Origin of the sequence: Pseudomonas sp. O230, from assembly GCF_045447035.1 — a bacterium.
Taxonomy (GTDB): Bacteria; Pseudomonadota; Gammaproteobacteria; order Pseudomonadales; family Pseudomonadaceae; genus Aquipseudomonas.
Genome location: NZ_JBJGXN010000008.1, coordinates 381,872 through 403,549 on the forward strand (window position 1 = coordinate 381,872; position 21,678 = coordinate 403,549).

At 55.6% G+C, this 21,678-nt stretch carries 20 protein-coding genes and 1 pseudogene; 4 read left to right on the forward strand and 17 right to left on the reverse strand.

Annotated elements, in window-relative coordinates:
- Positions 1-147 precede the first annotated feature (147 nt).
- The gene (locus tag ACI77H_RS19690; RefSeq protein ID WP_407013373.1) at positions 148-3,447 is read right to left on the reverse strand and encodes a VPA1262 family protein; all 3,300 of its coding nucleotides are present in this window, start codon (positions 3,445-3,447) and stop codon (positions 148-150) included.
- Positions 3,448-3,766: 319 nt separating this feature from the next.
- Between ACI77H_RS19690 and ACI77H_RS19695 the strand changes: the two genes are divergently transcribed.
- The 4 genes from ACI77H_RS19695 (at position 3,767) to ACI77H_RS19710 (ending at position 8,036) form a co-directional block, all read left to right on the forward strand.
- Complete coding sequence (locus ACI77H_RS19695; protein ID WP_407013375.1) at positions 3,767-4,642, forward strand: nucleotidyltransferase; 876 nt, start codon at positions 3,767-3,769, stop codon at positions 4,640-4,642.
- Complete coding sequence (locus ACI77H_RS19700) at positions 4,642-5,304, forward strand: hypothetical protein (RefSeq protein ID WP_407013376.1); 663 nt, start codon at positions 4,642-4,644, stop codon at positions 5,302-5,304. The genes ACI77H_RS19695 and ACI77H_RS19700 overlap by 1 nt, the downstream gene beginning before the upstream one ends.
- A gap of 81 nt (positions 5,305-5,385) precedes the next feature.
- Positions 5,386-6,657, forward strand: coding sequence for a hypothetical protein (locus ACI77H_RS19705; RefSeq protein ID WP_407013377.1), 1,272 nt, complete (start codon positions 5,386-5,388; stop codon positions 6,655-6,657).
- A gap of 1,178 nt (positions 6,658-7,835) precedes the next feature.
- Positions 7,836-8,036, forward strand: coding sequence for a KTSC domain-containing protein (locus ACI77H_RS19710; protein ID WP_226298346.1), 201 nt, complete (start codon positions 7,836-7,838; stop codon positions 8,034-8,036).
- Between the two features lie 288 nt (positions 8,037-8,324).
- On the opposite strand, the gene ACI77H_RS19715 is transcribed toward ACI77H_RS19710, so the two are convergent.
- From ACI77H_RS19715 to ACI77H_RS19790, 16 genes and pseudogenes are all read right to left on the reverse strand, one after another.
- Positions 8,325-8,591 carry a hypothetical protein gene (locus tag ACI77H_RS19715; protein WP_407013429.1) on the reverse strand — a complete coding sequence of 89 codons (267 nt, stop codon included), beginning with the start codon at positions 8,589-8,591 and terminating at the stop codon, positions 8,325-8,327.
- Positions 8,592-8,611: 20 nt separating this feature from the next.
- Positions 8,612-9,214, reverse strand: coding sequence for a hypothetical protein (locus ACI77H_RS19720; protein ID WP_407013378.1), 603 nt, complete (start codon positions 9,212-9,214; stop codon positions 8,612-8,614).
- The gene (locus tag ACI77H_RS19725; RefSeq protein ID WP_407013379.1) at positions 9,211-9,777 is read right to left on the reverse strand and encodes an RNA polymerase sigma factor; all 567 of its coding nucleotides are present in this window, start codon (positions 9,775-9,777) and stop codon (positions 9,211-9,213) included. Before ACI77H_RS19725 ends, ACI77H_RS19720 begins: the two co-directional genes overlap by 4 nt.
- A 1-nt stretch (position 9,778) precedes the next feature.
- Complete coding sequence (locus tag ACI77H_RS19730) at positions 9,779-11,470, reverse strand: vWA domain-containing protein (RefSeq protein WP_407013380.1); 1,692 nt, start codon at positions 11,468-11,470, stop codon at positions 9,779-9,781.
- 87 nt (positions 11,471-11,557) lie between these two features.
- Positions 11,558-12,118, reverse strand: coding sequence for a YbhB/YbcL family Raf kinase inhibitor-like protein (locus tag ACI77H_RS19735; RefSeq protein ID WP_407013381.1), 561 nt, complete (start codon positions 12,116-12,118; stop codon positions 11,558-11,560).
- 212 nt (positions 12,119-12,330) lie between these two features.
- A complete protein-coding gene (locus ACI77H_RS19740) occupies positions 12,331-13,836 on the reverse strand; it encodes a YdgA family protein (protein ID WP_407013382.1) in 1,506 nt (501 codons plus the stop codon).
- Between the two features lie 282 nt (positions 13,837-14,118).
- On the reverse strand, positions 14,119-14,754 hold the full coding sequence (locus ACI77H_RS19745; RefSeq protein WP_407013383.1) for an NADH:ubiquinone oxidoreductase subunit N: 636 nt from the start codon (positions 14,752-14,754) through the stop codon (positions 14,119-14,121).
- A 93-nt stretch (positions 14,755-14,847) separates the two neighbouring features.
- Positions 14,848-16,296: an efflux transporter outer membrane subunit gene (locus tag ACI77H_RS19750; protein ID WP_407013384.1), complete on the reverse strand. Its 1,449-nt coding sequence runs from the start codon at positions 16,294-16,296 to the stop codon at positions 14,848-14,850.
- The gene (locus tag ACI77H_RS19755; protein ID WP_407013386.1) at positions 16,293-17,180 is read right to left on the reverse strand and encodes an efflux RND transporter periplasmic adaptor subunit; all 888 of its coding nucleotides are present in this window, start codon (positions 17,178-17,180) and stop codon (positions 16,293-16,295) included. Before ACI77H_RS19755 ends, ACI77H_RS19750 begins: the two co-directional genes overlap by 4 nt.
- On the reverse strand, positions 17,177-17,386 hold the full coding sequence (locus ACI77H_RS19760; RefSeq protein WP_008034684.1) for a DUF1656 domain-containing protein: 210 nt from the start codon (positions 17,384-17,386) through the stop codon (positions 17,177-17,179). The genes ACI77H_RS19755 and ACI77H_RS19760 overlap by 4 nt, the downstream gene beginning before the upstream one ends.
- The gene (locus tag ACI77H_RS19765) at positions 17,383-19,455 is read right to left on the reverse strand and encodes an FUSC family protein (RefSeq protein WP_407013388.1); all 2,073 of its coding nucleotides are present in this window, start codon (positions 19,453-19,455) and stop codon (positions 17,383-17,385) included. The genes ACI77H_RS19760 and ACI77H_RS19765 overlap by 4 nt, the downstream gene beginning before the upstream one ends.
- Entirely contained in the window at positions 19,452-19,880 is a 429-nt protein-coding gene (locus tag ACI77H_RS19770) for a MarR family winged helix-turn-helix transcriptional regulator (protein WP_407013390.1), read from the reverse strand. The genes ACI77H_RS19765 and ACI77H_RS19770 overlap by 4 nt, the downstream gene beginning before the upstream one ends.
- Positions 19,881-20,255: 375 nt before the next feature.
- Positions 20,256-20,502 (reverse strand): annotated as a pseudogene (locus ACI77H_RS19775) (type II toxin-antitoxin system RelE family toxin).
- Positions 20,492-20,737, reverse strand: coding sequence for a type II toxin-antitoxin system Phd/YefM family antitoxin (locus ACI77H_RS19780; RefSeq protein WP_407013391.1), 246 nt, complete (start codon positions 20,735-20,737; stop codon positions 20,492-20,494). Before ACI77H_RS19780 ends, ACI77H_RS19775 begins: the two are co-directional and overlap by 11 nt.
- 91 nt (positions 20,738-20,828) lie before the next feature.
- On the reverse strand, positions 20,829-21,074 hold the full coding sequence (locus ACI77H_RS19785; RefSeq protein WP_407013392.1) for a DUF2789 domain-containing protein: 246 nt from the start codon (positions 21,072-21,074) through the stop codon (positions 20,829-20,831).
- 139 nt (positions 21,075-21,213) lie between these two features.
- On the reverse strand, positions 21,214-21,675 hold the full coding sequence (locus tag ACI77H_RS19790) for an aminoacyl-tRNA deacylase (protein WP_407013393.1): 462 nt from the start codon (positions 21,673-21,675) through the stop codon (positions 21,214-21,216).
- Between the last annotated feature and the right edge of the window lie 3 nt (positions 21,676-21,678).

Here is a 21,678-nt window from a genome sequence, read left to right on the forward strand (position 1 = left end):
CGGCAGGCAGCTTCAGGCCAGACCCCTCCATATGAAGCGGAACGCCTCAAAACCCCGCTCCTCGGTGGCCCACAGTCGAGCCACCAAATGAGGCGAAGCCAATGAAGGAGTCATTGACCTACCTTGTTTTGATCACCAGGACCCAAATCAAATATTTCCAACCTCTTCAATAAACGCCGCAAGCGCCCCTCGCTGCACTCCGTTGTAACGCCATTCGTCCAATGTGCGAACCATTGCGACATCCCTCGATGGTTGGCACAAATCAACGAATTGAACCGGTAATTTTGCGGAGTCATCCATGTGATGCTCGACATGTCGGCAAAACGCGTAGATCCACATCGCGATTTCCAAGGAACAATCCCACTTGTTCCAGTTCATCGTGCTGGCCAACGGTTGTTGCACGTTCGTGCGTGCTTTCTTCAAAGTCTTTAGTAGAACATCGATTGCTTTGCCTTGGGTCTCGAAAGAACTTCTCGCAAGGAGAAACGCCGCAACTTCGGTAATTCGTCCTTCGCGCGAACGGTCGAAGCTGACGGTCTTACCAAGCAACTTTTCGTCGAGGTACGAGTACAACTCCTTCATCCACGTACTAGATAGTGCTTCCGGCGTCACTCGCTCTTCTTCCAGGAGCGGCACAATCACCTCGGCAAACAACCAAGGTTCAGACCATCCTAGCTCGCGCATGTGGCCTCGCAGGCTCTCAACAAGAAATTCAGCTTCGTTCTTGTCTAGCTTTGGTGGCAATGTGTAGTAGAGCGCTTGCCGAACAATATCCACTGCCTCACCGTTCCCTTCCTCCCATGCCAGGCCGCTTAACAACCAACACATCGTCCGAATGCTCGTCTGCCGATCAAACGATGCTAGACGAGCTACGACTTGCTTCGCCCCACCATTCTTGGAAGCATCTCTCAGACTGGCCAATCCCATCCATTTCAGAAGCCCGTTCGTGCTCTGCAACAAACTTTCCCTTTGCTCATTCGTAATCCCAAAGGCGATTGCGAGAGACACCTCCCCGACAATTTGACTCAATAGGGATAGCTTGACGGCATCTCTGTGGGGCTCTTCTCTATCGAGTGTGACCGCGCAGCGCTCCGACAAATTCACCAGTTTCTCTGGTGCGGCATTCCACAAGATCTTGATCGCGAAGACATCCGCCCATGTCAATGCTTGGTATTTAATCCGATGGCGGAAATGTTCGTAGGAGTAAGATCCGCGAAGAAAACTTTCCAAATCTTGCTGAAACAAGTGCGACTGGACCGACTCAAAAGAAGTATCTGGCGCTATGTCACTGATCCGAGAGAATGCGTTTTTAAGCGAGCCCTCCAGGAAGTCGCAGAACGCAACTTTCTGGTCGTCAGCAACGCCCCACGGAGAATCTCCATGAGTTGTGTGTGCGAGTATCTCAGCGACAATCTCCCACCTCTGTTGAGAATCGTCCTCCATCGCGTTTGAGCCACTGACACACGCGTCCATACCAGGAGTCTTAGGAAAGCGTAAAGATTCACCATCGAGTAGATCCAGCTCCACCAGTCGAGTACGCAATTCCTCGCCATGTATGCCCCGAAGCGAATTGTCCCCGATCCAAGTCGAGAGAACCGAGCCCGTCATATCCCAGCTCAGGAAACTCAATCGCTCGTTCCGCTTTCGAACAGGCTGCTCCTGACGTTTGGAATCGAAAATTGGCTCTATGTACTCGCCATCCGCGCTCGCCCCGTTCGCAGCTCTCGTTATCAATCGAGTCGCATATTTGAAGACCTCATGCAACGAATCCATAGGGATAGGAGTGATGAGTAGCGGATGATCTTCGTTTGCCTTCTGAATTGAGTTCGAAAGATTGAAACCTGCAACTGGAAGGCCTCGCCGATCCGCAATGAGCATATAGCGATCATGCAAAGCACCCGGCTTGACTCCGAATATTTTGAGGTCAATACGCTGCGCCAACCCTTGGAGTTGCTTGCAGCTCGCCAGCAGGTTGTCGATACGGTTGGAATCAGGGTCAGGGCCGGTAAAAGATTTCTGACTTTGAATTGATGGAGTCGTCGGCAGAGTTGTGGTGAAGACCACATACTCCCCTTTGTCGGACGCATTGGGGAAAAATAGGCCTATCCCAGCGTCTTCAAAGTAAGGGTCGAAGAAGATGATCTGATGGTCTCGGTGCTTCGCAAACTGTTGCTTGATCCACTCTACAAATTGTAGGCGCTCAGTGCCGTCGCCCTCGCTTAGGCGACCGAAGAAACGCGCCTCGGACTTTGGCGGATGTAAAACGCTAATCAATTCATTTATTTTTCGATTGGCCACTACCCAGGGGTCTGCTTTTCTACCACCAATTACCGAGGCAAATCCGCCATGACCGCGATTAGCTGTTTGCGCGGCTTTCACCCTGGGAGACCCTCGCAGCTTCTTCTTTAGCGCATTGTCCAACCAGCCCAATTTAACTTCTGCGTTCAAGCTTCCTAGGGTGTGTCCTGATATTGAGATCTCACGAATATAATGATTCTTCCAGGTGCAGCACGACGTGGCTGCAACGGCTCCGTCCTTCACTCCATGTATTTCGATTTCCACCGAATCGGCAATATCCCAATAACCATCCGGTAATTCGAACGTACACTCGATGACATCCGTTGCTCCTTTATCGACCGACGCAATGCTCGAAAATATGCGTTGTGCGTCGTTCATTATTTGGGCGTGGACGAAGAACTTCGAAAAGCTCGGCAGTTGCGTCAGATTTAGTTTGACCACTAGTGCCTTGCATCCGTCTGCCCAAGACACATCCAAGAGCTCTCTTTCGTGGTCGTCTAGGGTCGGGAACACTAGCAATTCCAAATCGCCAAATCGTGCCGCATCCTTGCTAGAGAAATCCAAACCGGTATCAGCGTTCATCCGTTTAACAAGGAAGCGCGCCATTTCTTGGTCAAGGCCTCGCGCAGTTGTGAACAGTTGCTCCTTGTCGACAGTGGTAATTGCGGCACTAAAAGCGGAAGCACTACCGTGAGGGCTTTGTGGACCAAGATGCTCATGCGCATCGCGATTCAAAAGCAACGCCGCTGGCCTGCATACGTAGCTATCGCTAAAGCTGAAAGTCCCGATACGCCTCTCAAGGGAATCCGACAGCTTGAGGTCGAGCGAGCTACTGATTTCCTTGATGTTGTCTCCTTTTGAAAGCTTGCCCAGCAGTTCACCTGCATGATCGCTATCAATGTAGAGAGTGGCGCGAATCACCTGAGCGCGCCAGTCACCAACAGCTTCAAACTTATCGTCGCTGGAGGCACTCCACCCTCCTAAGGAAAAGCTATACGGAAGAAGTCGACCGTAGACAAATCGATTCTCCAGGCCGTCGTCGGTTTGAATTTGCGCAATCCAAATTTGCAAAGCACACGCACGCCCGGGCATGGAAAACAACCGCGCAAGCCTAGCGTCCTTCATCAAGTCCTTTAATTCGGTTGTCATTTTTACCTCTCAGAACGTTTTTCGATGCCGCTCTCACTAGCGAGGTCCAATTTCCTAAAACCTTGGACGGGCACCGATGGGTCGTAATATGCCCTTCACTACAGGTGGCAATCGAGTAAAGCGGCCGATTTTTTATGGGGAGATTAACCCAAGGCTGGCCATAGACACACAGCCAACGACTTCGTAACCTACCTGCAGGTCTTGTCGCTTTTCTCAGATGCCATTGTCTCGTCTTTAACCAGCGACTCAATTGGCTCAAGAGATTACGAAAGTACAAGGAACGTTATTCGACGCAGTTTACGATTTCAAAGGATAAGCAATGAGCCTAGAAAATAAATTGTCCGGATGGACTGGCCCCTCTAGTGATACCGAACAAGATAAGCAGGATAGAACGGAGCGAATGATTCGCCAAGCGATAGGTGCACACGAACCTTTCAACAATTGTTCGTTGAAGGTTTATGCGAAAGGTTCTTACGCTAACAACACAAATGTGCGTTCAGATAGTGATGTAGATATAGCCGTGGAGTGTACTGAGGTTCTATATTGGGAGGAATCTGAAAAAGGGGATTACACGCCAGGCGAACCATATGATGGAATTTGGACGCCTGCAAAGCTGAGAGCCGAGCTTCTTTCAGCTATGAAGGCAAAGTTCCCCGGGCAAGTAGACTCCACGGGAACTACCGCAATACAAATAAATTCTAACTCATCGCGCGTGGATGCTGATGTCGTCCCATGCTTTAGCTATCAATATCACATGAGCCATGAAACAAGAGATGGGACTAGAATATTTAAGACGGATGGCAGTAGCATTGTTAATTATCCAGCTCAGCAGATGGAAAATGGTATAGCTAAGAACAAACGCACTGGAGGCTCATATAAAAAAGGGGCTAGACTTTTAAAACGAATTGAAAACGCAATGGCAGAAGATCGTATATTTCGCGAATTGCCATCTTTCTTCATGGAATGCCTAGCCTATAACTGTCCAGACGCTGTATTTTCCCATTCGACATGGACGGAATGCCTCAGATCTATGCTTTTTCATATTTGGGATAATCTTCAAGGTGATGAGCCGGACTCCGGGCGCTGGGTAGAAGTGAATGAATGTTTCTACCTGTTCCACTCAGGTCAAAAATGGACTCGTGAAGATGGACGCGAGTTCTCAAAAGCAGCTTGGAACTATTTCGGGTTCAAATAATGCGCAATGTGACATTGAAAAACTCGCTGTATCTGCTAGTCGGAACCTCAGCAATCGCTTGGTTTTCGATCGCTTACTTTAGCGGACTGAATCTATCAAAGGTGCTAGACTTTTTTGGGCTTATTCCAAAAGTGGTCAGCGTCGATCTTTTGGTAATAGCAGTGTTTGTTAAATGGGGATGGAAACTCAAAATATTTAGAGGATGGCTTGTTCCATTTCCGGATTTAAACGGAAGCTGGGTGGGCTTTATTTATTCAGACTGGAGAAATCCAGAGACGGGTGAAAAACCACCACCCATACCCGTTTTGCTGACTGTGAATCAGTCGTTCTTCCACATAAGCTGCATGATGCGTACAAGTGAAATGGAAAGCTCTTCATATTCTGAGGGGTTTCTTATTGACCCTGACCGACAGATTAAAAATGTAGCGTACACCTTCACTAGCAGGCCCAGACTAAGTTTGAACGAGCGGAGTATTCCCCATGACGGATCAGCAGTATTCCAGATCATTGAGAACCCAAAACAAAAGCTAGTGGGTAGATATTGGACGGAAAGACTAACAAAAGGTGAAATAATTCTTAAATATTACTCAAAAGACCTTTTAGATGAGCTTCCAGAAGACTTGGGCGAGCATCCCGTAACAGAAAATGAAAACCGGCGCTAACGAAGCGATGCAATCGTAATTTCAACCATAATCCAAGTCAATGTTTACGCTACTCGCTACGGAGTACCTGACAGGGATAACATGTTAATCGACGAATATAAATTTTTAGCAAAAAACAACTACCACTTGCAATTTACCAAGATTGAAATTTATGGCATCTCCTCTTCACAAGAAATTGCGTATCGGGGAACAGGGGCAATTAGCAGGGGAGTCGACTCCCGCCTGACGATTACGGTTTTTACATCCCCAAACTTATTTTTTGAGGAGGAAAGAGCAGAAGTATTTCGAAAACTCCGGGAGGGCCAAGTAATATCGGAGGAACTCACGTGTAGAATGAAAGCCAAAGACCAACTAGGGCGATGGTGGGATGTTTGCGACATATTTATTACAAACATAGTCAACGATGAGTCACTTTCAACAGTAACCGCTGAGATCGACACGTTTATTTTGAAAACCCCAAACGATAACGCTGACGCCATTGGTGGATCGAGAGTTGAAATTATAACGGTACACAACGGAGATCTGCCACTTCAAATAAAACAGCAGGAAGGAAAAAATTTTGAGTGGGGCGTGAACTTTACAGCTTCTGGTCTGTCGATAAAAATAACAAAGTTCATATCACACACCAAGATCACACTACATAAGAACGGTGAGATCGATCGATCTCAAATAGATATTTTGCTTGAAGCAATTTCGATATGTAGTGGTAGAGTAATAGTCCCTTTGCTGATGTCTTGGCAGGACGAAGAACACTTTAACTTAGAGGTTTCTCATGGCGAAGCCGATGAAAATCGGCTTCCGTCGATACTGGACGAGCTATCCGCTTTCAATATTGACAACTTCAAACTATTTTTAGAATGCTACCTATCAGAATTCAACTCGCCATATGGAGCAACTTACGCCGCTTGGCATCGTGCATACCTTGCATCCGGCGCTAGCATCGAAATTTCTTCATTGGCACTGTGTACGGCGATTGAAGGAATTGTTAAATACCGTTTCACTGAAGCTACTCCAGTCAGTGCTGATATTGACGACAAGCTTATAAAAATTGGAGAACACATCAATACTATAGAGTCAGAGGACTGGATAATCGAGTCAATCCTTAAACACCTTGATCGAATAAGAGAGTCTAAACCCACAATTAAAAAATCTTTAAAGCATTTCGCACAATCTCACAACATATCATCAAAACAGATACAAAGATGGGAGTCATTGCGAAATAAGATCACGCACTTTGATCTCTTGGATGACTCCCCAAAAGAAAACGAAAAACTCCTCAACGATTATAAGACTTGTCTTATTATCTTATTCAAACTAGTTGCGCACTCCGCAGGATGTAAATTGACAAACTAATATACACACCCTCTCAATTACTGCTTGATCAATAATGAAGAAGGAGTTTTTTATGCTCCCTAACACTCGAGAGTTCTTTGCAACCGTCAGCGACCCTCATGGTTAACAGAGTGCTCAAGCTGGAAGCCAGATGGTTTGTTTGTCATCATGAGTTGCTGGTTTTGGCCTAATGCGACCACCGATTTAAACGCTGCTGCAACACCTAAAGGCTTGTTACACCCCATATACCAGAAGAGCGGACGGGGTGTAACACCCAACAAAACCTAACAAATTCATGAAGATAGTGATATTCGTATCACCTGCAACACCTGTAACACGCCTTTTCGTCCCCCCAACGCCCCATAGGTGATCGCGCCGTCAGCGAAAGCAGTACTGGATTGGTATCGACTAATACAAAACTCGAACGGTCGCGGCTAGGTGGGTGCCGTAACCAATAACGGATAGGTGACTGCGGCACCAAAATCGGCTGGGACCCAGGAGGGGTTCATTAAGTACGGGGTCGGAAACCCGCGAGTTCAGGGGGCTAGCCAAAGAAAAAACTCGGGTAACAGTTAACTCAGGTTAACAGCCACCCAAATTGTGCCCGGGGGCCCCTGAGGAATTGCCCTCGACACGGGGCGAGTAACCCGCCGGACTTCGTTAGCGGACAAGTACCCAGCTTAGTGAACAGGTGAACCGGGTGAACCGGGTCAACCGGGTGAACCCAAAGTTCACCAGTGCAATTGCACAAGGTGTTGAGAGATCGCAGGGGCCCCTGGAGACTTCTGAAGGACACGGGGCATAAAACCCGCCGAATCTTGTTAGCGGCTGGATTTTCTAAGTTGGTTGACAGGTTGACGTGGTTGACACCATCCCCAAGGTTGACGGGGCTCAATCGTTCACTATCAACAACACGCTAGCCCACCTTTACCGTTGCGGTAACGATGCCCTTTTCTCTTCTATATCCTTTCAATTTCAACGTTGAAATTTCAGTAAGCTGATGAAACTGCCGCTAGCAAGATCTCGCGGGTTTCCGACCCCGTACCGTGAGAAAAGCCTCAGGGTCCCCGGCAGTTTTCCGGGTTCGGTGACAGGACTTGTCGCTTTCGCCAACAGCACGGCGCCGCGCTGCCGGTCATCGGCTAGTATCAAAAGCCAAGCTACCAGGTCGGTTGGCAATCAGTGTTAGGGAAAGCGCTATGGATATGGTTCGTGTGATCTCGTCGGCAATCACGGCTGTGGGCTACGACGCCACCACAGGCCGGATGAAAATCACGTTCAAACAAGGGCGCACATACGACTTCTGCCGCGTGCCATCAGACGTACATCAGGGTTTGATGGCGGCAGGCTCCAAAGGGTCGTATTTCGACAGAGTCATTAAAGATCGCTACCAGTGCTAGCTCGTTGCATGGGGTAAGTTTTCAAGCCAAGACCCTACCAGCAGCATGGACCGTGTATGCCCACGTGTATGCCTAACCGGAACACCACCAACCAAATCCTTATAGAACGGGGCCCGCAGAGCTCAGTTCAAACGACGCCTGGGCACCATATAGTAGAAACGAGAAAGCCTCAGGCCGTAGGGTCTGGGGCTTTTTTGTGGGCATTCTTTAATGTCACGGGCAGTCAACAAATTCAGTTGTTCGGTTTAACCGAACGACTCCACTGATAGAACCGCCGAAGCGGTTTTTTCATTCTGTCGTCCAATCAAACTCGTCGTAATCATCGTCTCCGTCGTCCTCAAACTCTTCTTCCTCAAGGACGTCCTCCTCCAGAGCTTCCTCTGCCTGCTTGGCCAGTAGAAACTCCTTACGACTCTCAGTCACTGCTCGCCTTAATTCTTCACCCTTGACCGGGCAGTTGAGCATTTGGGCGATGCGGTCGATTTTTTTTGCCACGGCATCCTCCAACGCATCGGCTATGGGTCGATAGTGCGCGCTTTCAGGTGTTGATGCCAAATCGCGGAGCACCGTTGTCCTCAGTTTTTCTTCAATTTCTCGAGTCGGGCGTTGAGGTTTTCCTTGGGAAAGCGTTTGTGCAATGTCGCCATCAAGGCATCCGCCGCGTGTGTCTGACCGGCGCTCTGCAGGCGAATCACTTCAAGCAATTGCTCATCCAGGGTTTTCGCTGGGGTGGCTGCGCGCTTGCTGACTTTTGCTTCATCGGCCATTTCGGCATTGATCGACTCACTCTGCGCAGGGGCGGCAAAATCTGCGATCGGGGCAGCGGGAGCTGGAGCTGCCAGGGAGCGCGCAACCGACGACGGTGCCTGTGCGGCCTCTTTTTTGGCGACCGGTGCGGACGCCTTGGGTGCGAAGTCGTAACTCGCGGGCTGCTCTGGGGTTCGTTGCACCAGCGCCAACATCAATGCAACGCCAACAAGACTGGCAAAAGCCACTTGCCAACGGGGTTTTTGGCATGCCTGAACCCAGCGCTGCCAAACATTCGGTTTCGGCGCGGGGACTTCACGCTGTGCAGCAGCGAGGATGAATGCGTCGAGATGGGCCGGTGGTTCGCCGGTCGAATGCTCGCGAAAATGCTGAAGCACTTGGTCTTCCGGTGTTTTTCGGGCGTCAGTCATGTCAGTACCTCCTCGGCCAGCAGCCGACGCAGTTTTTGCTGGGCGTAGCGCAAGCGACTCTTGACGGTTTCCAGCGGTGTTTCCGTGAGGGTGGCGATCTGTGGCAGGTCGAGGTCGCCGTGGGCGCGTAGCAGGAAGACTTCACGCTGGTCGGCGGGCAAGGTTTCCAGGGCGGTTTCGAGGCGCTGGTTGTCGCGGCTCAGGCTCAGCAGTTGTTCGGGGTCGGCGGCGTCATCGGCCAGGGCGTGGGTTTGTTCGTCATAGCTGTCGTGCAAGGGGTTGCGGATTCCGTGTTTGCGCCAGTGATCGATCAGGCGATTGCGGGCGATCTGGTAAAGCCACGTACGAAAATTCGCCCGACCTTGTGGCTGACTGGTGCTGCGGATCAGGCTCAGCCAGGTGTCCTGGTAAACCTCTTCGGCCAGTTCAGACTTGCCGCTGAGGCTGAGCAGGAACCGATACAGTCCTTGCCGGTGACGGGCATACAGAATTTCGAACGCGGGCCCGTCGCCTGAGCGATAGCGGGCCAGCAGAGTTTCGTCGCTCGGTTCGGGAGCAGACATGTCAGTTGTAGCCTCCTTTATGCGGCTCGCTGTTAGATGCGGTCGTGGTTCGCAGGCTCTGCGCCAACTCCACCAATTGCACGAACTCTGCACGCAGACCAAAGCGATCATCGCCCCGTGCGCCGCGAGCCAGAGTCTCAGTGTCCTTCAGGCTGAAATCACCGGTGTAACGCCCGTCCTTGAGCTGCTGGGAAAACGCCGCTACGGCCGCCGCAAATCGCAGGTCGTCACTGGCTTTGCCTTCAGAGCCAGCCGCAATCGGGCGCTCGATCAGACGACTATTCCCACCTTCCGGCGGTTGATAACGCACACGCAGCATCGCCAATTCCCCAGACTTAGCAGAAGCCGTTGATTCGACGCCGCCATACCGCAACGGCTCCAACCAACCCTTCTCCCCCTTCGGCACGATTTCGTACAACGCCGTGACCGTATGCCCTGCGCCAATTTCACCGGCATCGACCTTATCGTTGTTGAAATCCTCACGCTTCAACACGCGATTCTCATACCCCAGCAACCGGTACTCGCTGACCTGCGCCGGGTTGAACTCCACTTGCAGCTTCACGTTCTTCGCCACCACCGCCAGGGTCGAGCCGAGCTGATCCACCAACACCTTGCGCGCCTCGCGCAGGTTGTCGATGTAGGCGTAGTTGCCATCGCCGGCGTCGGCCAGTTGTTCCATCAGGTGTTCATTGTAGTTATCCACACCAAAACCCAGGGTGGTCAGGGATACGCCGGTCTTGCGTTTATCCACGGCCATTTGCTTGAGGCTGTCGAAGTCGCTGATGCCGACGTTGAAGTCGCCGTCGGTGGCCAGGAGGATGCGGTTGATGCCTTTGGGGATAAAGGCTTGTTGTGCCATTTGATAGGCCAGTTCGATGCCGGATGCCCCGGCGGTGGACCCGCCCGCCGTCAATTGATCGATGGCTGTGCGAATTTTCGCCTTTTCCCGTCCGGAAGTGGGTTCGAGCACCACGCGTGAATCGCCGGCATAAACCACCAACGACACCCGATCCTGCTCGCGCAACTGATCGACCAGCAATTTCAGGGTGCTTTTGACCAGCGGCAAGCCCTCGCGCCGGTCCATCGAGCCGGACACGTCCACCAGAAACACCAGATTCGCCGGGGCCAGTTCCGCCACCGCGCGATCCGATGCCTTGATGCCAATGCGCAGCAGGCGGGTGTGCGGATTCCACGGCGATGGTGCCAGTTCAGTGGTCACGCCAAACGGCGAGCCATCGTTGGGCAAGGCGTAATCGTAGGGGAAGTAATTGACCATCTCCTCCAGGCGCACCGCGCCTTCGGGTGGCAGGTGTCCCTGATTGAGCAGGCGCCGGACATTGGCATAAGCACCGGTGTCGACGTCGGCACTGAAGGTGGAGACCGGCGCTTCAGCGACGCTGTGAATCGGGTTATCCGCCAGCGCTTGATATTGCTCACGCGGCTCATCCTGATAACCCGGAGGTGAAGATTCCGGGGCAAAACCTGCCATGGGCGCCGGACTTACACTGCGTTTGGCCAGGGTCGCATCGGCCATGACGGCCTCACTGCGCACCAACGCACTTTGCACCGGAGGCGAAACCGGAACCGCAGCAGATTCAGGCTTGGACGAAACACCGCAACCGGCAACGGCCAGCAGCATCCCGGCGGCGAAGCCTTGGGCGGCCGGGCGGAGGACATGCAGAGGGAGGGACATGGGGGCTGACCTCAGGAGGAAATTGATCCATTCATCCTCTGAGACGGGCAGCCCGGCCGCTTCGGGTTAAACCCGCTGAAAAAAACTTCAGCGGTGATAACGCCGCACCACGCTGCTGTTTTTCAGCACATGGCCTTTGATTTTTTCCAGCAACTGCGCGCGAGTCAGGCCGGCAGGCAAGGCGTCCGGAGCCAGGTCGAGGGCATAGAGCTGGATGATGTAGTGGTGGGAGCTGTCGCCGACCGGCGGGCAAGGGCCGATGTAGCCGATGGTGCCTTTGCTGTTGCTGCCAGCCACGCCTTCGAGGGCGGATTTGGCGCCGACACCGGGCGGAATCTGGCGGGTCGCGGGTTTGATGCCGTAGTGAATCCAGTGATCGACGCCCTGGCCTTTCTGGCCGTCCGGGTCGTGCATGACGATGGCGTAGCTCAACGTGCCCGGCGGGGGCGCGGTCCAGATCAGCGCCGGCGACTGATTCTTGCCGCCGCAACCGGCCGCATCACTGGCCGCCGCCGAGGTGAACAGGCGGTTGTCGGTGACACCGGGAATGCTGACGGTGAAGCGTTCTGCGGCCTGTGCCGGAAACTGCACGCAAAGGGCGACTGCAACGGCCGCCAGCCAAGGGTTCAGAGAGGTCAATCGGGTCATACCGGAGCACCTTTTGCGGGTGGGGCCGTGGTCGGCGTGCAAACTATAGCTGGACCGTTCGTGCGGTGGCAGTGGGAATTGGCTGAACCTCGGGATAAGCGCCAAACTCTTAAGTGAAGGATGAAGAGTGGGCGATGGCGATGCTGGCCGAGCGAATGAAACAGCCGCCGCCTGTTGACGAGGCATGGCGGCTGATTCGGGAGGTCTAGGCGTTACTGGACGGCGCCAGCACCACCGAGCTTGCTCATCACGAAGCCGACAAACTCTTCGACGGTCATTTTCTGGCCGTTGAATTCCACTTGATTGTTGGCGTAATGCAGCTTGCTGACGATGTCATTGCCGTCCGCTTTGGCGAATTGCGTGCCGACCGCCATGGCGCCGAACATGTCGGCGGTGGCGGTGGCTTGATCGGCAATGACCTTGGCGTCGGCCTGACCATCGATTTGCCCCTGGACGCTAAGCAAATCAACCAGCATCGGCTTGGACACTTTGATGTTGACGTCCAGCAGGGCGATCAGCTGTTTTGTCAGTTGATCCGGTGGCAGGTCCATGGATTGTGGCTTGGTCAGGTCGAGCACCAGGTTGGCGCGGCTTTCACCGTTGGCGGTGGTGAACGACAGGTTTTCCAGAGCCACTTGCGGGCCGGCGGCCAGCAGTTTCTCCAGACCCATTTTTACCTGAGCCTCTTCCTCCGGGGTCAAGACCAGCTCGGGCGATGGCTCACCCGCAGCAGCAGCCTCGGCGGCGGCCTTCTCGTAGGGTTGCAGTTTGGTCTGGTAGATCTGCATCAACGACATCGTCGCCGGGATGTCGAGGTTCTTCAGGCTCATGGCCATCTGCGCGGAGCCGACCGTCTTGCCGTTCAGGGACACTTCGCCGATCTTGTAATCGGCACGCCCGGAAGCGTTGGTGCCCGACTCCTCGGTCTGGTTCTTCATTTCGAATTTTTTGATGCCCAACACCGACTGTTGCGCGCCGAACGTGGTTTTGCTGTCGGTCAGCTCGACGGTGTTCTCGCCGGTGTAGTAGCCGTAGGTGCTTTTGACCAGGTTGCTGGCCAGGGTCAGGCCACTCAATTCGACTTTTACCGGTGTCTGGTCTTCAGCCACGGTAGTCAGTGTGAAGCTGTCCATGTAGCCGTTGGCTTTGACTTTCTGTGCCTGGGCATTGGCCGCAACATCGAGGTTCAGGCCGGAGAATTTCAGCTGGGACTTGTCGTCCAGCGCGACATCCAGCGGCAGCAATTCGAGGGTGCCGTTGGTGGCGTTGTCGTAGCCGATGTTGACCACGCCGGTGAGCGGCGATTTGCCCTTGGCGGCGGCGAACCACTTCTCGGTGATCGGGGTCTTTTCCAGTTCGTAGTGACTGGTGGCCATGACCGGCAACAACTTCAGCGACATCAGGCGCGAGAACGGCAGCGGACCGTGTTCGATGTGATCGACGAAGAGCAATTCGACCGGTGCCTCGCCAAACATCTCGCCCTGGCCCTTGAGGCGGTAGTGCGCGGTGCTGCTGAATACGTGGCGCTCAAGCGACACCAGTTCCAGCGACGCGGTGCCGTTGGAACCGACCAGTGCGGCTTGCAGTTCTTTGTTGGCGTCGGCGATCGAGGTGTTCAGCACCCCTTCGAGTTTGGTGCCGGTGAACCAGGCACCGCCGGCGCTGATTGCACCGATAGCCACGACAATTCCAAGAAGCACGCCTGCTGATTTATTCATGAATGACCTGTTCAATGTCCGTTGTTTGAGGTGTGGTCGTCTTCCCTGAACCCATGAAGGCGTACGGACACGACTGCGCTGAAAGTGCGAAGGAGATTAGCATCAGGCGCACCGGGCGGCCCAATGATTAAAGGTTAAAGAGTGTCTATGGACCGTGCGAAGGGGTTGAGAGTTTCGGTACACATAAAATCGCCATCGCGGGCAAGCCCGCTCCCACAGGTTCAGCGTGATCCTTGTGGGAGCGGGCTTGTCCGCGATGGCGTCAGTGCCGACGACATCAATTCAGGAATACTGCACTTCCATCTCATCCAGCTGATGATCAAAACTTTTCAGCCGCGCGGTCCACGTATACACCAGCACCTCAAAATCCCGATTGATCACCGCCCCGCCCGTCACGTCCGCGCGCGGGTCGCAGAAATCCAGCTGATAGCGCTCACGGGCCATGGCGGCAGCAACGTCGGAGAGTTCACGGGCGTTGTTCAGCCAGTGCCAGTCGTCTTCGGCGATTTGCTTGTCCAGCTCCAGACATTGCTTCTTCAGCGTTTCGAGGCTTTTTTCCAGCGGCGTGCCGGTGAGTTCGCCCATGACTTCCTGGAACGTGCGCCCCGGTTGCCAGTAACTGCCCCAGAAGTAACGATCAAACACCGTTTCGACCCGGCGCAACGCGACCTTGGTGTCCCAGATCAGCACCAGCGTCTTGCCTTGTTCGAGTTGTCTTTTTTTGATGCGCTGGCCCTGGAACGAAGCCCAGGCCACCACCGCAATTGCCATCACGGCGATCAGCGCGGAGGCGCTGTCGAGGAACACCAGTGCTTTGTCGATCTGGTGGGCCAGCATGATGCCGTAGAAATAGGTGGCCGACAGCAACACCAACGCCGCAATAGCGCACCAGAAGCCGGGAGCATAAGGGTTTTTCATTATTAGAGTCCCCATGACCAACGCGAGCCTTGATCTGCGGACTGGCGTGGCTCGTAGCGCGTCAGCCCAACAAATCAAAGCATAGCAACGGCCTCAGGGTTTGCCGGTATTCGAGCCTTGCGTTCGTCCGCTTTCCCAGCCGCCGCCCAACGCCAGGAACAAATCGATCTGACTCATGGCGACTTGCGTGTTGGCGGAAGCCAGTTGTGCCCGCACATCGGTGTAGGTGCGGGTCGCTTGCAGGTCTGCCAGGAACGATTCACGGCCAGCCTGGAAGAAGCGATGCGTCTGGTCTGCCGCCAGTTGCGCCGATTGTTCGGCATCGGCCAGCGCATCGCGGCGTTGCAGCAACGCGGAATACTGGGCCAGACCGGTTTGTGTCTCGCGAATGGCGTTGAGCACCACGCCATCGAAATGCGCCAGCGCGCCTTGGGTCGTTGCTTCGGCCTCGCGGATTCGCGCCCGCGAGCCATTGGACGGCACAGTCCAGGTCAGCAACGGGCCAAAGCCCCAGCGGTTGGTCGCCGGTTTGCCGAGATTTTCCAGAATACCGACGGTGCCGACAGTCGCGCCGATGCTGATGTCCGGGTACAACTCGCCGGTGGCAACGCCGATGCCGGCCGTTGCGGCGGCCAGTCGGCGTTCGGCCTGACGCACATCGGGCCGACGCTTGAGCAACGTGGCGCCGTCACCGACCGGCAACAGTTGCGCGATTTTCGGCAAATCGGCGCACGTGGCGGTGCCGGTCGGCAATTGGCCGACCGGTTTGGCCAACAACATCGACAAACGGAACAATCCCGCCTGACGCGCCGCTTCATAACGTGGCATGTCGGCGCGCAAGGATTTGAATTGGGTTTGCGAGCGGGTGACCTGGGTTTCATCGCCACGCCCCGCATCGCGTAAACGCTGGATCAGCGTGGTGCCCTGGGCTTGCAGGTCGAGGGAATGCTGAGCGATTTCCCGCTCTTCGTTGGCCGCGCAGACTTGGGTGTAGGCCCGGACAACGTCGGCCACGAGGGTGATTCGCGCCGTATCCGCCGCCGCTTGCGTCGCGTCGGCATTGGCCTTGGCCGCTTCGATACCGCGTTGCAAAGTGCCAAACAGGTCGAACTGATACGAGGTGGTAATGCCGATGTCGCCGACGTTGGCCACCGGCACTTTTTCCGGCAGCAAGAACGCTTCACCGGACTCCTGCAAACGCTGGGCGCCGAGCTTCACGCCGCCACTCCAGCCACCTGCGGCCTGGGCTTCATCGACCTGAGCGCGGGCGCGGGACAGGTTGGCGGCGGCCACGCGCAAGTCAGTGTTGGACGCCATGGCTTGCTGCACCAACTGATCCAATCGCGGGTCTTGATACAGGCGCCACCAATCGCTCGGCACCGGCGCGGAAATGACATTTTTGCCGTTCACCGCCAAGTCACCCTGAACGTCTTCCCGGTGCACGGCGGCCTCGTCCGGCAGGTGATAATCCGGCCCGACTACCTGACACGCCGACAGCAGCAGGCCTAATCCGGCCACCGCCAAACCCGAGGCCCTGCTCATTTGCCCGGCTCCTGCTGCTGGTCGTCGATGATCGACACCGTCGCGGTGCGCCCGGCAATCATGCGGAAGTCCGACGGTACGTCATCGAAGGCGATCCGCACCGGAATCCGCTGGGCCAGCCGCACCCAGCTGAACGCCGGGTTGACGTTGGGCAGCAGGTTACTGCCGCTGCTGCGGTCGCGGTCCTCGATGCCGGCGACGATGCTTTCGACGTGCCCGCGCAGGCGAGCGCGGTCGCCAATCACGCGGATATCGACTGACTGGCCGACATGTATGCCGTCCAGTTTGGTTTCCTCGAAATAGCCGTCGATGTGAAAGGAATTGCTGTCCACCACCGACAACACCGGGCGCCCGGCGCTGACGAATTCCTGCGCACGCGGCGCCCGGTCGTTGACGTAGCCATCGACCGGGCTGCGGATGGTCGAGCGGTCGAGGTTAAGCTGGGCGCTGTCTACTGCCACCTGCGCTTCCATCAACGCCACTTCGGCGCGGGCCACCCGCGATTGGCTCTCTTCCAGTTGCTCGCCCGGCACCAGATTGCCGAGGCCGCGGTTACGCTTGGCTTCCCGCTGCGCCTGCGCCAGGGTTTCCTGACGGTCGGCGACCGCCGCTTTGGCCTGACGCAGCGCGAGTTTGAAACGGTCCTGATCGATGCTGAACAGCACCTGGCCGCGTTTCACCAATTGGTTGTCGCGCACGTCCACTTGCTGGATCAGCCCGGACACGTCCGGGGCGATCTGCACGATGTCGGCGCGGATGTGCCCGTCACGGGTCCACGGCGCGAACATGTAATACATCACCATGCGCCAGACCACGACCACGGCGAAGGTCACGATCAGCAGCGTCAGGACCACGCGGCCGAGGGTCAGAAAAGGTTTTTTCATGTCATCAGGTATCGACTGAGTGAGTCCACGGCGCCAAGCAGCAAGGCGTAGAGAGCCACGTTGAACAATGCCCGGTGCCAGACCAGACGGTAAAAGTGCAGGCGCGTCAGCAGCCCGTGCACCAACAGGTAAATCACATACGTAATGCCCATCAACACCAGCAGCGTGGGCAGGAACACCCCGCTGATATCCAGATCACCGATCATAAAGGCGCTCCATCGATGCCATGGGGAAGCGGTTCTTCGAGGTCACCGGTGCCGAGGAATTCCACGCCGGGCAGCAATGCCAGACGCAAGCCGCTCAAGGCATGCAGCAGGTGCAGACGCGCGCCGTCATCGCATTCGCGGTTCAGGGCGCGGCGCGCGCGGTCCATGGTCATCAACAACGCACTGGGCGCCGGCAAACGCTCGCTGGCCTTGAGGCAGGCTTTGAAATACTCGCCGACCTCGGCCACCACTTGGTGCAGCAAAGTTTGCGGCACGCCGAACACACGCGGCGTGTAGGCCAGCAGGTCGAGCAAGTTCAGCGCTACGCGCACTTCGCGCAACGCGATGCCGGTGTCCTGGCCGGTCATGGCCAGACGCGGTAAATGCTGCATCAGGCGGTCGAGGACCTGCACACCCAAGCGACGATGTTCAGCCAGGGAGGCCGGTTCGGTGAGGCTGACGATGTCGCGCCAACTGAAACGGGTCAGGCGCTTGGCCGCCAGTTCGGCGCCGAACGGCCGGGCAATCAGGGTCCAGACAAACGCGAACAGCAAACCGACCGGGCCGGCCAGGTTGGAGTTGGCGAAGCTGAGGAAATCCGCATCGTAAGCACCCTGGATACTGATGAAGGACGAGGTGTTGACCAGCGTCAGCAGCATGCCCAGGTAAAACTGCGGCTTGACCGTCAGGGTGCCGATGCAAATGAACGGCACGGCGAACGCCAGCACCAGCATCGGGAAGTCATGCAGGTTAGGCAGCACCAGGAACAGGTAAAGACTGGCAAACAGTACCGACATCGCCGTCCAGAAAAAGAACCGGTAAATCTGTGGCGCAGGGTCGTCCATCGAGGCGAAAAAGCTGCACGCCACCGCCGCCAGAATCACCGCAGCGCCGCCGTCGGTCCAGCCGAGCAGAATCCACAGCACCGAGGCGACGATGATTGCGGTGACGGTGGACGCTGCCGAATAAAGCATCAGCCCGTGATCCAGAAACGGCGACAGGCGGCCGAGGCGCCAATGCCGATACACCGCGCGCCAACTGTCCTGACTCTCGCACTGAATCGCGTATTGCAGACTGCGGCAGTCTTGCCACAAATCGATCCATTCGCCGAGGCGATACAGCGCGTTGGAGAACAGCAGTTGCTTGCGATCATCCAGCGCTTCGGCGGACGGTTGCAGCGCTTCGAGTTGATCTTTCAGCGTTTGCCAGCGGTCGAGGTCGGCGTCTTTGTGGTCGAGCCATTCAGTGGTCGCCACCAACAACGGCGCGAACTTACCCACAAGCTCCGGCGTGCGTCGTTCGAGGGCGTAGAGCGCATCGTCGAGGGCATCGATCACCGGCAGCAAATGAATCATGCGCCCGCGCAGTTCCTTGGTGTTGCGCACGGTTTGTGGACGCGCGCCCTCGTGGGGCAACTGGCCGATCATCAATTCCAGCGTATTGAACGTTGCGACCATCGCCGAACGCAGCGCGCTGACTTGATCGGGCTGCACGTTGCGACTGAGGAATCGCAGACTGTAAGTCGAGGCATCGGCGAACCATTTGTTCACCGAGTCGTTGAACACCGGCGCCAGCCGCCGCGGCCAGAACATCGCGCCGACCACTGCCGCGACGGCGATGCCAAGGAAGATCTCCTCCGTCCGCGCTTCAGCGACATCCCACACCGCCAGCGGATTGTCGACCACGGGCAAGGCGATCAACGGCAGCGTGTATCCGGCGAGCATCAACGCGTAGCTGTTGGCGGTGCGCAGGTGAAGTGACAGGAACAGCAGAATCCCGGTCCACAGCGCGATGACCACCACCAGCACATAAGGACTCTGGACAAACATCGGCACAAAAAACACCGCCGCCGCCGCGCCGAGAAACGTACCGACCGCGCGGTACAGCGCCTTGGAACTGGTCGGGCCGACGAAGGGGCTGGAAACGATGTAGACCGTGGCCATCGCCCAATACGGACGCGGCATTTGCATGAGCATGGCGATGTACAGCGCGATCATCGACGCCGCGAAAGTGCGCACACCGTAGAACCAGTCTCGCGCCGGAGGAACGCCGGTAAAAAATCCGCTCAAAGGTTCACCGCCGACGGAGCGTTGGCCGCCTCAAACGCTTTTAACACCCGCAACGCCGCTTCCAGATCACTCGGAGCGATGCCTGCCAGCACTTCATTGCGCAAGCGCACCAACTCGATTTCAACCGCCTGCACCAATTCCCGACCGGTGTCGGTCAGGCTCAGGCATTTGGCGCGGCGGTCCTGCGCATCTTCGGTGCGACGAACGTAGCCGGCATGACACAACTGATCGAGCAGCCGCACCAGAGACGGGCTCTCCATTCCGGCCGCCTGCGCCACCGTCACCTGCCGCACACCCTCGCCTAACCGGCCGATCATCAACAACGGAACGGCGCAGGCTTCGGAGATTCCATAGTTGACCAGCGTGGTCTGGCAGATCTTCCGCCAATGCCTGGCGGCCACCACCATGGAGCTGCTGATGTTCATCTGGAGAGCGTCGAGGTTTTTTGACACGAGAGAAAAGACACACTGTTAGTTTGCTAACTATCAATATGTCATTGCAGGGGAAAGTTGGTCAAGTTTTGAAACAATTTGACGGCTAGGACACAGTAAAAAATCAGCAAGGATCGCTCAACCCCTACCTGCCCACCCCCAAGCGAGAACCTAATGACTGAGTGCCCAACACCAGAAACAAAACCTGACACCAATGCCGGAGACGCGGATAGTTATCGCTGTTTCCTGCAACGGAAAGTAGATGCGGCACGGCTCTCGCGGTCCAAGGAGCCGGGCCTCAGCAACGAGGAAATCGAAACTGAGTTCGCTGGCAGACGTGCGAAAGCTGGTGAATGAAAGATGGGTGAGCTACGAGCGTTTCTTCGCCCGCTCGTACACAGTGCTGCGCTCCCGCTTACCGACCGCCACCACGGAAATCACCACACGCTCATCAATGACCTCGTAGACCAGTCTGTATCCCATGCAGGGCGTCGCCCGGAATTCGAGGTAACTCAAGTCGCTCTGCCAATTTCTTTTTGAACTGTTCACGCAACGTATGCCCAAGCTTGTCCCACTCCTTGCGCGCGGACGGCAGGAATTCGAGCTTATAAGTCATCCAGGCTTACCGGTATTGGGGTTTCATTCCTACGGGAGCGAACGATTTCAGCCAACTCAAGATCATCGAGGCGCTCCATCATGGCTTCGAACACATCCGCCGGGACCATATACCCCATGACTCGATTGTGATTTAGCACTGCGACGGGCCCACCATGAGCTCCACTCAGAACCGCAGATGGATTTTTCTTCAGCTCCGACACACTAACAGCCATATCCGCCAGAACACTTTGCATAAATAAGACCTCAATTAAGGTCGCAATTCTGGTCTATTTGTAGCTCATGGGCAACCTTGAAAAACCATACAACTGAGTTTTTCGATGTTCTTCACACCCCTCGCCCCTTCCTCAACAGCACATCCAACTGATCCACCACCTCCGCCCAATCCGCGTCATCAAGAATATCGTCGCGCAAAAACTGCGCCTGGCTCTCGCTCCAGAAAAAAGCATCGGCCAAATGCAATTCCGGCTTGAGCGGTGAGTGGGTAGCGATAAATTTATCGATGCTTTCGGCGTCATCCAGCAGGCCGAGTTGTTTGAACAGGGAGGGGAGGCTGTGGGTTGGGGATTCCATGTCGGGCTCCTTGGGAATGGCAAAGGATGGGCGACTGCTGCGCAGTCAATCGCGGGCAAGCCACGCTCCCACAGGAATGGCGAGACCCCTGTGGGAGCGTGGCTTGCCCGCGAAGGCAATGTAACGGACGCTGCAAAACCTAATAACTCAACTCCCGCACTTCGGCGTGCGGCACCATTTTCAGAAACTCCGGCATGTTCATGTGCAGCAGGTTGGTGTGGTTGCCGGCTTCCAGATAAATGTCTTTCTGCCGGGTCAGCAGTGGGTCAATAACCACGTCCAGCCCATAGGCCTCTCCCAGGGCTGGCACCGCGCCACGTTCGCAATCATCGAACAGGTGCGGCAGATTGCTTTCCCGGGAGACCTGCCATTCGCCACTACTGCGTACTTTGCTCAGGTCCAGGTGACGACTCGCCGGCAGCACGGCCATCAGGTAATGACCGTGGTGATCGTCAAGGATCACCGATTTGGCCACCCGCTCGGCAGGAATGCCCGAGACCCGCGCGGTCTCGAGGCTGCTGGCCGAGTGTGGGTGGGTGACAATGTCATATTCGCATTGAGCCTTTTCCAGGCTTCTCTGCACGGTTCTTGCCATACGCATGAT

Excerpts from the sequence above, each read along its gene's own strand:
- ACI77H_RS19755 (WP_407013386.1), bottom strand. The coding sequence starts at position 17,180 with ATGAAAAAACCTTTTCTGACCCTCGGCCGCGTGGTCCTGACGCTGCTG.
- ACI77H_RS19740 (WP_407013382.1), bottom strand. The coding sequence starts at position 13,836 with ATGAATAAATCAGCAGGCGTGCTTCTTGGAATTGTCGTGGCTATCGGT.
- ACI77H_RS19705 (WP_407013377.1), top strand. The coding sequence starts at position 5,386 with ATGTTAATCGACGAATATAAATTTTTAGCAAAAAACAACTACCACTTG.
- ACI77H_RS19695 (WP_407013375.1), top strand. The coding sequence starts at position 3,767 with ATGAGCCTAGAAAATAAATTGTCCGGATGGACTGGCCCCTCTAGTGAT.
- ACI77H_RS19690 (WP_407013373.1), bottom strand. The coding sequence starts at position 3,447 with ATGACAACCGAATTAAAGGACTTGATGAAGGACGCTAGGCTTGCGCGG.
- ACI77H_RS19730 (WP_407013380.1), bottom strand. The coding sequence starts at position 11,470 with ATGTCCCTCCCTCTGCATGTCCTCCGCCCGGCCGCCCAAGGCTTCGCC.
- ACI77H_RS19760 (WP_008034684.1), bottom strand. The coding sequence starts at position 17,386 with ATGATCGGTGATCTGGATATCAGCGGGGTGTTCCTGCCCACGCTGCTG.
- ACI77H_RS19750 (WP_407013384.1), bottom strand. The coding sequence starts at position 16,296 with ATGAGCAGGGCCTCGGGTTTGGCGGTGGCCGGATTAGGCCTGCTGCTG.
- ACI77H_RS19720 (WP_407013378.1), bottom strand. The coding sequence starts at position 9,214 with ATGACTGACGCCCGAAAAACACCGGAAGACCAAGTGCTTCAGCATTTT.
- ACI77H_RS19735 (WP_407013381.1), bottom strand. The coding sequence starts at position 12,118 with ATGACCCGATTGACCTCTCTGAACCCTTGGCTGGCGGCCGTTGCAGTC.
- ACI77H_RS19780 (WP_407013391.1), bottom strand. The coding sequence starts at position 20,737 with ATGCAAAGTGTTCTGGCGGATATGGCTGTTAGTGTGTCGGAGCTGAAG.
- ACI77H_RS19745 (WP_407013383.1), bottom strand. The coding sequence starts at position 14,754 with ATGAAAAACCCTTATGCTCCCGGCTTCTGGTGCGCTATTGCGGCGTTG.
- ACI77H_RS19790 (WP_407013393.1), bottom strand. The coding sequence starts at position 21,675 with ATGCGTATGGCAAGAACCGTGCAGAGAAGCCTGGAAAAGGCTCAATGC.
- ACI77H_RS19710 (WP_226298346.1), top strand. The coding sequence starts at position 7,836 with ATGGATATGGTTCGTGTGATCTCGTCGGCAATCACGGCTGTGGGCTAC.
- ACI77H_RS19725 (WP_407013379.1), bottom strand. The coding sequence starts at position 9,777 with ATGTCTGCTCCCGAACCGAGCGACGAAACTCTGCTGGCCCGCTATCGC.
- ACI77H_RS19770 (WP_407013390.1), bottom strand. The coding sequence starts at position 19,880 with ATGAACATCAGCAGCTCCATGGTGGTGGCCGCCAGGCATTGGCGGAAG.
- ACI77H_RS19785 (WP_407013392.1), bottom strand. The coding sequence starts at position 21,074 with ATGGAATCCCCAACCCACAGCCTCCCCTCCCTGTTCAAACAACTCGGC.
- ACI77H_RS19700 (WP_407013376.1), top strand. The coding sequence starts at position 4,642 with ATGCGCAATGTGACATTGAAAAACTCGCTGTATCTGCTAGTCGGAACC.